The following is a 12,700-nucleotide window of genomic DNA, read 5'->3' as shown; positions in this document are numbered from 1 at the left end:
TTCCCACACAGCCACCCCGGCCACAGCCGAGCAAACCAGACGCGCCACCTTTGACCTTCCGCCCAATAATGCCCGGTCAGCGGGACCGGGGCAGGCAGCACTTCTTGTACTTGGCGCCTGAGCGGCACCAGCACGTGTCGTTGCGGCCTGGCGGCCACGCGGTTTCGACGCCGGCGTCGGCCAGCTCCGCTTCGTAAGCCTCGATGAAGTCGGGCGCGTATTCGTCGGGGCCTGCGAAGTCGATGAGCTCGCGAACCTCGCCGGGCAGCACCCCGAACGGCCCCGGCTCCTCGGTCGCGGCGAGCTGCATCTCGCGTTCGACCATGGCTCGGTGTTCGTCCCAGCCGACGCCGAATTCCTTGCTGAGCGCGGGCCAGAGCAACACCAGGCGTTCGAATTCGGCGCGCGGCCAGAACAAGAGCGCGGACCCGCTGTACCGCGGCGGCGCCTCCGGGTTCTGGCGGAGCGCGTCCGCGAGTTCGTCGTACTCGTCCTCGGGAAGCCCGAGGTCGGCACGCATCCGGGAGCGAACCACGAGCATGGTCCCTGCCGCCCGGTTGCGGGCCAGCTCGGGATCACGGCTGATCGCGTCGGGCAACGCCTCGGTCATCCACTCGACGGCCAGCTCGGCGTACCCGCACCGCTCCATGATCTCGGGCAAGGACCGGGCGATGGACGAGTCTTCCCGCAGCAGTGGCCGCAGCGCTTCGAACTGGGCCATCGCCTCGTCCGCGCGGCCCAGTTTCCACAGGTAGTCGCCCACCATCACCCGTGGACCATGCGGATCGAGCGTGCCCGGCCGTGAACTGACTCGCACCGAACGTTTGGCCAGCGCCAGCGCGCCTTCGAGGTCGCCGACCGACTCGAACTTCTCCGCGGCGAGCGCCAAGGCGTACTGCGCGTCCGCCGGATCTTCGAGCAGGTTCTCGTCGACGATCCGGATGAGTTCCACGCCGAGTGCGCGCGGATCCTCACCCGGCACGATCGCGCCGAACGCGTCGAGATCGTCCGACGAGAAGAGTTCCTCCATGCGCCAGAAGGCTACTTGGACGGGGGCGGGCTCGCGGACGGCGACGCGGCGGGCGGGGTCTGTGCCTGCGGCGCGACGTAGGTGTCCATGTCGGTGATCTTCCACTTGTCGCCCTGGAGCTGGGCGTTCAGGTGGAGCTGGGCGCTGCCCGCGGTGGTCGCCTTGGTGTCGGTGCGGGTGGAGGACTGGTCGATGAAGACCATCACCTTCGCCAGGTCGCCGTTGAGCATGATCACGGCCGAGCGGGTGACCGTGCAGGTGACGACCATCTTCTGCTGCGGCGCGAGGCGCTTCACCTCGCCCATGAGCTTGGTGTACTTGTCGCGGACGCCGTCGGTGACCAGCAGGTCCTTCGCGGCGTTCTCGGTCTTGGCGATGTTGTTGAAGTCGTAGGAGAACAACGCCTCCGCCGCCTTCGACACCTGGTCCTTGACCTGCGCGGTGCGCGCGACGTCGAGCAGCGCGGTGTTGCCGGTGGCCGAGGAGATCTCGGAGTCCTGGATGCGGAACAGCACGGCCGCGCCCGCGAGCAGCACGCCGACCACGATCAGCGCGACCGACAGCATCAGTTCCTTGCTGGGTCCCGGCTTGGCGGGCGCCGGTTCCTCGGCGACCTCGGCTGCCTCGGCCTCGTCGAGGCTGGACGGCTTGGGCGTGCCTTCGTCGCGGGTCTTCGCGCGCGGGCTCGGCTTCGGCTTCGGCGTGACCTCGGAAAGCTCGGGAAGCTCGGCCACCTCGGGTGCTTCGACGACCTCAGGCACCTCAGCGACCTCAGGCGATTCGACCGCCTCAGGTTCTTCCGCGACCTCAGGCTCCTCGGCCTCGGGCTCTGTGACGGCGGGCGCCGCATACGCGGGCGGCTCGTACCCGGGCTTGGGCGAGGGCCGCGGCGCGGGCGACGGGCGGGGCGACGGCTTCGGCTTCACCGGCTCCATCACCTGGGTCGACTCGACCCCAGAGACCTCGGAGACCTCAGAGACCTCGGTGGCCTCGGGCTCCGGCGCGGCGGCAGGCCTGCGCAGCCCGGCGACGCGGGGTTTGCGCACCGGCGGGGTCGCGGCCGGCTTACGGCGAGAGGGGGGCAACACGAACTCCGTTCCGAGGTGTGGCTACTGACCGGCGGCGACGAGCGGCACGTCGCCGATGCCGGACAGCTTCCAGGCGTTGTCGGCGGGGTCCCTGGTCATCTGGACCTCGATCCGGATGGCCTTGGGGACGGTCTTGTCACCCTGCTTGACCTCCAGCGTGACGGCGGCGAGGAACTTCGCCTTGCCCTGGTGGTCGTCGAGCTCCTCGACCCCGATGTCCTGGACGGTGGTGGTGACCTTCGTCTTGGCTTCGGCGAGCGCCTTGCGGTAGGTCGGCTCGCTCTTCGCGAGCTGCTCCTTCATGCCCTGGTCGGAAAGGTCCTTCTGCTTGGCGAAGAACGCGTCCAGGTTCTCGAAGTCGACCTCGGTGTACGCCTTGATCGCGGCACGGCCCGCCGTGACGACCTCTTCGCGCGAGGTCGCCAGGTCGGCGTCGTCACCGCTGGCGTGGACCCACCACAGCACGCCGAACACCGCGGCGGCCAGCAGCGCGGCGAGGGCGAAGGCGGCCGACCCCAGTAGCAGCCAGCGTGGCTGGGCAGGCGCCGACTCGGTCTCGGTCTCGGCGGGCTCCACCGGCTCGATGGTGTCCACCGACGACTCGTCCGAACTCATAACACTCCAGAGTAGGTAACCACTGTCAAAGCCCCATGAGCTGGGGCAGGTTCAGCAGCGTGACGCCGGGGCTGCCCGCGATGCCGGGTATCGCCTTCATGCGCGCGTCCGCGAGCTCCTGTGCGCTCCTGCCCTTGTTGGCGTTGACCTCCGCCTGCGACGGGATCACCGGGACCCCGTTGAACGGCGCGTTCTGCGCGCCGCGCACGTCGATCGGGCTGCCCTTGGGTTCGGCACAGTACGCGTCGGCCTTGGCCTCGCGCGGGGCGGTCTCGGTGGCCGTGCGGAACTGGTTGTACGGCAGGTAGCCCTTGGTGCACGAGGGCGGGTTGAACAGGTTCAGCGCGAGGCCGAGGTGCGCGGTCCCGTCGCCGGGCGCCACCGTCTGCGCGCCACCGGCGAGCAGCGGATAGGTGACCAGGCCCTGCTCGATGCCGTCGAGCCTGGTGACCACGAGGTTGGACGTGGTGAGCAGGTTCGCGGTCAACGCGCCGAGGCCTGGCCCGGATTCGGCGAGCACCTCGCTGATCTGGTCGGCGACGCGCGGCGTGATGCCGATCAGCTTGCGCAGGTCGCCGTCCGACGACTTCAGCTGGCCGGTCAGCTCGTTGAGGCTCTTGCTGAACGACGCGAGATTGCCCGCTTCGGCGTTCTGCGTGTCGATCACCTTGCTGCCGGCGTCGAGCAGCTGCACGGTCTGCGGCAGGTAGTCCTGCGCGGTGCCGGTGAAGCTGCGTGCCGCGTCGAGCAGTTGCTGCAACGCGGGCCCGGTGCCCTGGAAGGCGTTGTACGACTCGTCGACGACCGTGCGCAGCGCGTCGGTCGGCACGGACGCCGCCAGTGAGTCGAGGTCGCCGATGACGCGCTCGGTGCTGACCGGGGTCTTGGTGCGGTCGGCGGTGATCACCGAGCCGCCCTTGAGGAACGGCCCGGCGTCGCTCTTGGGCCGCAGGTCGACGAACTGCTCGCCGACCGCGGACCGGTTCGCGATCACGGCTTCGAGGTCGCTCGGCACCTGCGGCGCGCTCGGGTCGATGTTCAGGTCGACCTCGAGGCCCGTCTTGGTCAGCCGCATCTCGCCGACCCGGCCGACGTTGTAGCCGCGGTAGGTGACTTCGGCGTTCTGGAAGATGCCGCCGGATTCGTTGAGCTGCAGCTTGACCGTGTAGCCGCTGTCGCCGAAGACCTGGCCGAGGCCGGCGAACCGGATCAGCGCGTACACGATGAACACCACGGAGATGATCGCGAACGCGACCAGCTGCAGTTTCGTCCTGCGCAGCAGCATCAGATCCCCCCGGACAGAAGGTTGAAGATCCCACCGGGACCGGTCTGCTGCGGGCTCGCGCCCGTGCCGCCGGCCGGCGCCTGCTGGGCGCTCCCGCCGAACAGGCCGGGTATCGGCAACGGCGGCGGCTGGTTCGCCGGCACGCCCTGGACGCCGCCGGTCAGCCCCGGCACCGGGAGGATGCCGTCGAGCGGGTTCTGCCTGCTGCGGCCCAGGTTCTGCAGGATCTCGTTCAGGTTCAGGTCGACCTTCGCGTACAGGTTGAAGTAGTCACCCTTGACCGCGTCGTAAGCGCTGTCGGCGAACGGGAACGTCAGGAGCAGTTCCAAAGCCTTCGGAAGGTTCGAGCCTGCCTCGCCGAGCTTCTGCAGCGTCGGCAGCAGAGCCTTGAGGTCGGCGACGAGGTCTTCCTTGCTCTTGTTGATCGTTTCGGTCGCGACACCCGAGAGGTTGTTGAGCGCGCTGAGCATGGTCACCAGCTGGCCACGCTGCTGTTCGAGCACGCCGAGCCCGGGGCCGAGGTTGTCGATCGCCTTGACCGCGGTGTCCTTCTGCGCGTTGAGCGTCGCCGAAAGCCGGTTCAGTCCGTCGAGCGCCTTGGTGATGTTGCCGGACTGCTGGTCCAAACTGGACACCAGCTCGTCCGCGTTGTTCAGCAGCGCCTGGATGTCCGGCTCGCGGCCCTCGGTCGCGTTGTTGAGTTCCTTGGTGATCGTGTTGAGCTGGTCGACCCCGCCACCGTTGAGCAGCAGGGAAAGCGAGCCCAGGATCTCCTCGACCTCGACGTTGCGGTTGGTGCGCGCGAGCGGGATCGTCGCGCCGTCGGCGAGCGTGCCCTGACCGCCGGACGGCGCGGCGAGTTCGACGAACTTCTCGCCGAGCAGGCTCGACTGCCGGATGTTCGCCAGCGCGTTGGCAGGCAGCTTCACGTCGCCGTTGACCCGCACGGTCACCTCGGCGTTCCAGCCGTCCTTGGCCAGCCCGACGGCTTCGACCCGGCCGACCGGCACCTCGTTGACCTTGACGCCCGCCTGCGGCACGAGGTCGAGCACGTCGCGGAACTGGACCTTGACCGTGTACGGGTGATCGCCGAGCTCGGCGCCACCGGGCAGCGGGATGTCGTAGATCCCGCTGAAGCCGCAGCCGGAGACGCTCAGCGCCACCGCCGAGACGGCGAGGAAAGCCTTGGTACGCATCACTTTCCTCCCGTGGTGCGCGGCGCGCCGGTGAGCGGCAGCGGCAGCTCCGGGATGGTCCCGTTATTCGACGCCGCGATCACCTGCGCGATCGACGGCAGCGGCACCGCGCCGTCGAGCACCCCGGCCAGCGACTTGCAGGTGTCACCGATCAGGTCGAGCGCCTTCGGCGTCTGCTTGATCAGGTTGCAGATCATCACCAGCGGCGGCTGGGTGAGCTCGTTGAGGTTGGCGCGCGCGTCGAGCGTGCCGGACGCGGCGTTGTAGCTGTTGACCACGTTGCCGAGGCCGACCGGCGCCACGTCGAGGATCTCCGCGAGCGCGCCGCGCTGGTCGACCAGCGTCTTGGTCACGCTGGCCAGCTTGTCCACATTGGACTTGAGCCGGTCGCGGTTGCGCTCGATGAAGTCGCTGACCGACTCCAGCGTGATGCCGAGCTGCTTGACCGTCTCGGCGAGGTTTTCCTTCTCACCGGCCAAGAATCCGCTGACGTCGGCGAGCTGTTGCTCGAACTTGCGGACCTGGCCGTCGCTGTCGGCCAGCGTCTGCGAGAAGCCCGCGAGGTTCTGGATGGTCTTGAACAGGTCGTCCTTGTTGCCCGCGAGCGTCCCGGACGCCTGCCCGAGCTTGGTGATCGTCTCGTTGAGCGCCTCGCCGTTGCCGTCGAAGTTCTTCGCGACGGTCTTGAGCAGGTCCGAGAGCGAGCCGTTCTTGTTGGCGCCGTTGGGACCGAGCGACTCGGTCACCCGCGCGAGGCTGGCGTAGAGGTCGTCGACCTCCAGCGGCACCGAGGTCCGGTTGAGCGGGATGGTCGCCCGGTCGGCGATCTTCGCGCCGCCCTTGTACGCGGGCGCGAGCTGCACGTACCGGTCGCTGACCAGCGACGGAGCCACGATCAGCGCCTGCGCGTCGGCGGGCACCGCGACCGAGCTGTCGTACTCCAGCTCGACCTTGACCTGGTTGCCGATCGGCTCGACCTTGGTCACCTTGCCCATGTCGACGCCGAGCATCCGCACGCTGTTGCCCTCGTAGAGGCCGACGGCGGTGGCGAAGTAGGCGGTCAGGTGGTTGCGGCCGGCGTCCTTGAGCGTCCACCACAGCGCGGTGGCGACGACCAGCGCCAGCACCACGGCGAGCGTGAAGCCGCGGGTGAGCGTCTGTCCCAGTCGGGTGCTCATCATTTCTCGTAGCACCCCTCTTCGTTGATCGGGCCGATCGACGGCAGCAGCAGGCCGCAGATGTAGTTGTCGAACCAGCGGCCGTTGCCGACGGTGTTGGTGAACACCCGGATGAACGGCGCGAACTTCGCGATGCCCTGCGCCAGCGAGTCCTGGTTGCGCTGCAGCATCGAGGTCAGCTGGTCGAGCTGGGCGAGCACCGGGTCGAGCTGCTTGTCGTTGTCGTCGACCAGGCCCTGCAGCTGCGTGGCGAGGTTCTTGGTGCCCTGGAGCAGGTTGCTGATCGCTTCCTTGCGCTTGGCGACCTCGTTCAGCAGCAGGTTGCCGTCGTCGAGCAGCTTCTGGACCTCGGCGTCGCGGTCGACCAGTGTCTGGCTGACCTGCCTGGTGTTGGCCAGCAGGTTCGCCAGTTTCTGGTCACGCGAGGCGATCGTGTCGGACAGCTTCGAAAGGCCGTTGAGCGCGCCCTTCACGTTGTCCGGTGTGTCCTTGAAGGTGTCCGAGATGACGTCGAAGCTCTTCGCGAGCTGCGTGGTGTCGATGTTGTCGACGGTCGACGAGAGATCGCGGAACGCATCGAGCACGTCGTACGGCGCCATCGTGCGGTCGCGCGGGATGGTCACGCCGGGGTCCATCGGCTTGGTGCCCTGCGGGTCGAGCGCCAGGTACTTCTGGCCGAGCACCGTCTTGATCTTGATGGCGGCGCTGGTCTTGTCGCCGATCCAGGCGCCGGACACCTTGAACGAGATCTTGACCTTGTCGCCGTCGAGTTCGACGTCGGAGACCTTGCCGACCTTCACGCCCGCGACGCGCACGTCGTTGTCGGCCTGGATGCCGGACGCCTCGCTGAAGTCCGCGCTGTAGGTCGTGCCGCCGCCGATCACCGGGAGGTCCTCGGAGTTCAGCGCCGCGATCAGGCCGAGCACCAGCACCGTGATGCCGACCAGCGCGATCGGCACCGGATTGCGCTTCTGGAACGACTTCATGCGCCACACCTGGCCCTGGTCGCGGGCAGGATGGGCAGGTCGATCGGCTCGTTGATCAACGGGGGCAAGGCCACACTGCCCTTCGCCTCACAGAGGTAGAAGTTGAACCAGGAGCCGTAGTCGGCCGTGCGGGACAGCGCGGCGACCTTCTGGGGCAGGAACTGGATGAAGTGTTCGACGACCGGCTCGTTGTCGTTGAGGTTCTTGGTCAGCGTGCCGAGCGCGGCGAGGTCGTCCTTGAGCGGCTGACGCCCCTTCTCCAGCAGCCCGGCCGTGGTGTCGGCGAGCTTGCCGAGCGAGTCGATCGCGTCGCCGATCGGCTTGCGGTCCTGCGCCAGGCCCGAGACCAGCTGCTGGACCTTGACGATCAGGTCGGACAGCTGCGGGCTGTGCGCGTTGACCGTCTCCAGCGTGCTGTTGAGGTTGTCGATGACCTCGCCGATCACCTGGTCCTTGTTGGCGATCGCGGTGGTCAGCGACGCCGTGTGCGCCAGCAGGCTGTCGATCGTGCCGCCTTCGCCCTGCAGCACCTGGATGACCTCGTAGGACAGCTTGTTGACGTCCTCCGGGTTGAGCGCGACGAACAGCGGCTTGAAGCCGTTGAACAGCTCGGTCAGGTCGAGCGCGGGCGTCGTCCGGTCGATCGGGATGCTGCCGCCCGGCTCGAGCATCTTGCCCGAGTCGTCGGTGCCCTCGCCGAGCGAGACGTAGCGCTGGCCGACCAGGTTGCGGAACTTGATCTGCGCGGTGACCCCGGCAGGCAGCCTGCGGCCGGCGTCGACCTCGAACTCGACCTCGGCCTGGCGCTTGTCGACGATCTTGACGTCCTTCACCTGGCCGACTCGGACACCCGCGATGCGGACGTCGTCGTTGGCCAGCAGCAGCGTCGCGTCGGAGAACCGCGCCTTGTAGCTGTTGGTGCTGGTCGTGTTGATGTTCGCGATGCTGATGCCCAGCACGGTGGTGAACAGCACGGTGACCAGGATGAAGATGCTCAGCTTGATCAGCGGTGCGAGCAGTCCCCTCATTTGACGGTCACCTCCGCGCCTCGGTAGAGCGGGCCGACGAGCAGCGTGGCCCAGCCGGGCACCGCGGCGGCGTCCATACCTACCTGCGGACCCAGCAGCTGGGCGAGGAAGCCCTGCTCACCCGCGGTGTTCGCCGGGTTGCCACCGGCCGCGCCGTTGCCGTTGTAGCCGCCGGCGTCGGCGATGAAGTTGCTCGGGTTGAGCCCGTCGTCGATGGTCTTCGCCGCGGGCGGCGAGACGCTGCCGTCCTTGATCGGACCGTCCGGCGGATGCTGCGGGAAGTTCGCGGGCGGGTTCTTCATGGCGTAGCAACGGGGTCCGCGCTTGTCGAGGAACTCCGGCTCGTCCCTGCCCGCGATGTACGGCCCGCGCGTCGTGGTGATCTCGATGGTCGCGTGCAGGCCGGGGTGATCGGTGCCCTTGCCGAGCGCCTTGTCGATCTTGGGCACGAGGTCGGCCATCTGCCCGATCACGCACGGGTACTCGGGCGCGTACTTGGCGAGCAGCTCCGCGGTCGGCCGCGCCGTGTCGGCGAGCCGGATGATGTTGTCGGAGTTGGCTTCGAGGAACGCCTGCAGGTCGACCGACGCCTTCGTCATGCTCGCGTAGAGGTTCGTCAGGTTCGACTGCTGGTCCACGACCGTCCTGGTCGTGGTGCTCAGGTTGTCGAGGCTGGACACCAGGTCCGGCGCCACCTTGTTGACGTTGTCGGTGAACTTCGTGAACGCCTGGAGATCGTGCTGCAGGTCCGGCAGCAGATGCGGGTTCAGGTCACCGATGTACTGCCCGAGCTGCGAGAGCGTCTCGCCGAGCGGCTTGCCACGGTCCTGCAGCGCGGTCGAGATCGCGGTCAGCGTCGCGGAGAGCTTCTGCGGCTGGACGGCCTGCAGCACGGGTAGTAGGTGGGAGAAGGCCTGTTCCAGCTCGACCGCGTTGGAGGTGCGGTCCTGCGGAATGACGTCGCCGTCGTGCAGCGCCCGCGCCGACGGCTGCTCCGGGATCTCCAGCGAGACGAACCGCTCGCCGAACAGCGTCTTCGGCAGGAACCGCGCGGAGACGTTCTCCGGGATGAGCTGGGCGTGGTCCGGGTCGAGCGCGAGCGTGAGCTCGGCGCCGTCCGGGGTGGCGTCGATGTTCTTGACCGAGCCGACGATCAGCCCGCGCACCTTGACATCGGACTGGGTGAGCAGCTGGTTGCCGATCCGGTCAGCCAGCAGTTTCACGCTCACCACCTTGGTGAACGCCTTGTCGTACAGGGCGATGCTGAGCGCGACGCCTCCGACGAGCACGACGATCAGCGCGAGGCCCAACAGGCGCCGCTTGACCGTGGCGATCCCGCTCATCCAGCGATCCTTACCGTCACGTCGGTTCCCCAGATGGCGAAACCGATGAAGAAGTTCACGATCGAGACCGTGACAATGCTGAGCCGGACGGCCTTGCCGACCGCCACGCCGACACCTGCCGGGCCACCGCTGGCCCGGTAGCCGAAGTAACAGTGCGACAAGATGATCAGCACACTGAAGATCAGCACTTTTATGAACGAATAGAGCACGTCTTGCGGTGGTAAGAAGAGGTCGAAGTAATGGTCGTAGGTTCCGGCCGACTGGTTGTAGATGTAGATAACGACCAATCGTGACGCCAGATACGAACTCAGCAGGCCGATCACGTACAGCGGGATGACCGCGACGAACCCGGCGATGATCCGCGTGGTCACCAGGTACGGCAGGCTCGGCACGCCCATGACCTCGAGCGCGTCGATCTCTTCGGAGATCCGCATCGCGCCGAGCTGAGCGGTGAACCCGGCGCCGACGGTCGCCGAAAGCGCCAGACCCGCGACCAGCGGCGCGATCTCGCGGGTGTTGAAGAAGGCGGTCAGGAAGCCGGTGAAGGCCGAGGTGCCGATCGAGTTCAGCGCCGAGTAGCCCTGCAGGCCGACCAGCACACCGGTGAACAGCGTCAGGCCGACCATCACACCGACCGTGCCGCCGATGACCGCCAGCGAGCCGGACCCGAAGCTCACCTCGGCCAGCAGCCGCAGGATCTCCTTGGTGTACCGCTTGATGGCGCGGGGCGTCCACGCGAGCGCACGCCCGTAGAACGACATCTGGTCGCCGAGCGTGTCGAGGGTCTGTAGTGGGCGGTTCGCGATCCGCTTCGCGCCCTGGGTGAAGGAACTCATGGGGCTAGTCCAGCTTTCCAGGAACGATCTGCAGGTAGATCAGCGTGATCACGAAGTTGACCACGAACAGCATCAGGAAGGTGATGACCACGGACTGGTTCACCGCGTCACCCACCCCCTTCGGCCCGCCGGACGGGTTCAACCCCCGGTAGGAGGCCACGACCGCGGCGATGAAACCGAAGATCAGCGCCTTGAACTCACCGACCCAGAGGTCGGGCAGCTGCGCGAGCGCCGAGAAGCTCGCCAGGTAGGCGCCGGGCGTCCCGCCCTGCAGCACCACGTTGAAGAAGTAGCCGCCGAGCACGCCGATGACGCTGACCATGCCGTTGAGCAGCAACGCGACCAGCATCATCGCGAGCGTCCTGGGCACGATCAGCCGCTGCACGGCCGAGACCCCGAGCACCTCCATCGCGTCGATCTCTTCGCGAATGGTCCGCGCGCCGATGTCCGCGCAGATCGCGGAGCCACCGGCGCCTGCCACGAGCAACGCCGTGACCAGCGGACTCGCCTGCTGAACGGTGGCGAGCACCGATCCGGCACCGGTGTACGACTGCGCGCCGAGCTGCCGCGCGAGCGAGCCGAACTGCAGCGAGATGACCGCGCCGAACGGAATCGCGACCAGCGCGGTCGGCAAGATCGTCACGCTGGCGATGAACCAGGCCTGCTGGATGAACTCACGCAGCTGGAACGGCCGCTGAAAGATCCCGCGAATGATGTCGAGCCCGAGAGCGAACAGATTCCCGGTCTCTTTCAGCATGCCTAGACCGGGGATCTTGGCCTTGGTGGCCGATGAGCTCATCCTTGTCCCTGCCCTGGATCAGCCGGTCGCATGCGGTGCTGACCTGGTCTTTGCTGCCCGGGGAACTGGGCGACCTGATCGGCGGGCAGCTGGCCCTGGTGCTGGCTGGGCACCGGTCCGGGGCTGGGCCGCGGCGTCGACTGCACGAGCGAGTGCGGGTGCACGCCGTACCGCTGCTGGTCCTCCGGGCTGAGGGATTCGATGATCCCTTCCTGCGCGGCGGGCGGCAGGGTGTGCAGGATCCGCATGACCCGGTCCTTCCGGCGACGCTCACCGGTCCGCTCCGGCAACCCGGGGCTCGGCTGCATCTGCGGGATGACACCCCGCACGTCCTCGTCGGGCGAACCGTCGTGATGCCCGGCGGCGGCCTCGGCCTCTTCACGGGCCATGGTCGCGGTGTCCTTTTCCTCGGACATCCCGATCGGCCCACGCTTGCGCCCGTTCAGGAACTGCTCGACCACCGGCTCGTCGCTGGTCAGCAGCACCTCGCGCGGCCCGAACATGACCAGCTCCTTGCGGAACAGCATGCCCAGGTTGTCCGGCACGGTCCGCGCCAGGTTGATGTTGTGCGAAACGATCAGGATCGTCGCGTCGATCTGCGTGTTCAGGTCGATCAGCAGCTGCGAGATGTACGCGGTGCGCACGGGGTCGAGCCCGGAGTCCGGCTCGTCGACCAGGATGATCTGCGGGTCCAGCACGAGAGCACGGGCCAGCCCGGCACGCTTGCGCATACCACCGGAGATCTCGCCGGGAAGTTTCTTGTCCGCACCGGCAAGGCCGGTCATCTCCAGCTTGTCCTGGACGATCTTGCGGATCTCAGTCTCGGACTTCTTCGTGTGCTCCCGCAGCGGGAAGGCCACGTTGTCGTACAGGTTCATGGACCCGAAAAGGGCACCATCCTGGAAGAGCACCCCGAAGAGCTTCCGGATCTCGTAAAGCTTGTGCTCGGAGCAGGTGACGATGTCGACGCCGTTGATCACGCAGCGCCCGCGGTCGGGCTTCAGCAGCCCGATCATCGACTTGAGGAACACCGACTTGCCGGTACCCGACGGCCCCAGCATCGCCGACACCTCACCAGGGGGGAGCGTCAGTGTGACGTCCCGCCAGATGGCCTGCTTACCGAAGGACTTGGTCAGACCTTCGACGACCACCTCGGCACCCATCGCACCTCCCGGAGCTGTTCCGCATCGAACCGCCGCACTTCTCGCACCGTGGGCCCTGGCGTTTGGCGCCAGTGGCGTCAACCAGGCTCAACGAGTGGAGTGGGCACAGGTTACTCACCAGTTTTGTCCCCTGACCACCCCCGAGGTGATCGT

The 12,700-nt window shown here is 67.4% G+C and carries 12 protein-coding genes; all 12 read right to left on the bottom strand.

From position 1 onward, the window contains the following. Positions 1-76 precede the first annotated feature (76 nt). Genes AB5J62_RS02160 through AB5J62_RS02105 form a run of 12 tightly spaced genes read right to left on the bottom strand, consistent with a single transcriptional unit; the run spans position 77 to position 12,547 of the window. Entirely contained in the window at positions 77-1,030 is a 954-nt protein-coding gene (locus tag AB5J62_RS02160; protein WP_370946410.1) for an SEC-C metal-binding domain-containing protein, read from the bottom strand. An 11-nt stretch (positions 1,031-1,041) separates the two neighbouring features. Next, positions 1,042-2,115 (bottom strand): hypothetical protein, encoded by a 1,074-nt coding sequence (locus tag AB5J62_RS02155; protein WP_370946409.1) that lies wholly within the window; start codon positions 2,113-2,115, stop codon positions 1,042-1,044. 24 nt (positions 2,116-2,139) lie between these two features. Beyond that, the gene (locus AB5J62_RS02150; RefSeq protein ID WP_370946408.1) at positions 2,140-2,733 is read right to left on the bottom strand and encodes a hypothetical protein; all 594 of its coding nucleotides are present in this window, start codon (positions 2,731-2,733) and stop codon (positions 2,140-2,142) included. Positions 2,734-2,758: 25 nt separating this feature from the next. Next, complete coding sequence (locus tag AB5J62_RS02145; protein ID WP_370946407.1) at positions 2,759-4,018, bottom strand: MCE family protein; 1,260 nt, start codon at positions 4,016-4,018, stop codon at positions 2,759-2,761. Next, on the bottom strand, positions 4,018-5,214 hold the full coding sequence (locus tag AB5J62_RS02140; protein WP_370946406.1) for an MCE family protein: 1,197 nt from the start codon (positions 5,212-5,214) through the stop codon (positions 4,018-4,020). The genes AB5J62_RS02145 and AB5J62_RS02140 overlap by 1 nt, the downstream gene beginning before the upstream one ends. Next, a complete protein-coding gene (locus AB5J62_RS02135; protein ID WP_370946405.1) occupies positions 5,214-6,395 on the bottom strand; it encodes an MCE family protein in 1,182 nt (393 codons plus the stop codon). The genes AB5J62_RS02140 and AB5J62_RS02135 overlap by 1 nt, the downstream gene beginning before the upstream one ends. Continuing rightward, the gene (locus AB5J62_RS02130) at positions 6,392-7,378 is read right to left on the bottom strand and encodes an MCE family protein (protein ID WP_370946404.1); all 987 of its coding nucleotides are present in this window, start codon (positions 7,376-7,378) and stop codon (positions 6,392-6,394) included. The genes AB5J62_RS02135 and AB5J62_RS02130 overlap by 4 nt, the downstream gene beginning before the upstream one ends. After that, positions 7,375-8,406 (bottom strand): MCE family protein, encoded by a 1,032-nt coding sequence (locus AB5J62_RS02125; protein WP_370946403.1) that lies wholly within the window; start codon positions 8,404-8,406, stop codon positions 7,375-7,377. Before AB5J62_RS02125 ends, AB5J62_RS02130 begins: the two co-directional genes overlap by 4 nt. Continuing rightward, complete coding sequence (locus tag AB5J62_RS02120; protein WP_370946402.1) at positions 8,403-9,749, bottom strand: MCE family protein; 1,347 nt, start codon at positions 9,747-9,749, stop codon at positions 8,403-8,405. The genes AB5J62_RS02125 and AB5J62_RS02120 overlap by 4 nt, the downstream gene beginning before the upstream one ends. Continuing rightward, positions 9,746-10,585: an MlaE family ABC transporter permease gene (locus tag AB5J62_RS02115; RefSeq protein WP_370946401.1), complete on the bottom strand. Its 840-nt coding sequence runs from the start codon at positions 10,583-10,585 to the stop codon at positions 9,746-9,748. The genes AB5J62_RS02120 and AB5J62_RS02115 overlap by 4 nt, the downstream gene beginning before the upstream one ends. A 4-nt stretch (positions 10,586-10,589) precedes the next feature. Continuing rightward, positions 10,590-11,342: an ABC transporter permease gene (locus tag AB5J62_RS02110; protein WP_091294218.1), complete on the bottom strand. Its 753-nt coding sequence runs from the start codon at positions 11,340-11,342 to the stop codon at positions 10,590-10,592. Positions 11,343-11,380: 38 nt separating this feature from the next. Beyond that, complete coding sequence (locus AB5J62_RS02105; protein ID WP_370946400.1) at positions 11,381-12,547, bottom strand: ATP-binding cassette domain-containing protein; 1,167 nt, start codon at positions 12,545-12,547, stop codon at positions 11,381-11,383. Positions 12,548-12,700 lie beyond the last annotated feature (153 nt).

Source organism: Amycolatopsis sp. cg5, from assembly GCF_041346955.1.
GTDB lineage: Bacteria > Actinomycetota > Actinomycetes > Mycobacteriales > Pseudonocardiaceae > Amycolatopsis.
Note: the sequence above shows the minus strand (reverse complement) of the source record. Positions and strands in the feature narration are given on the sequence as shown.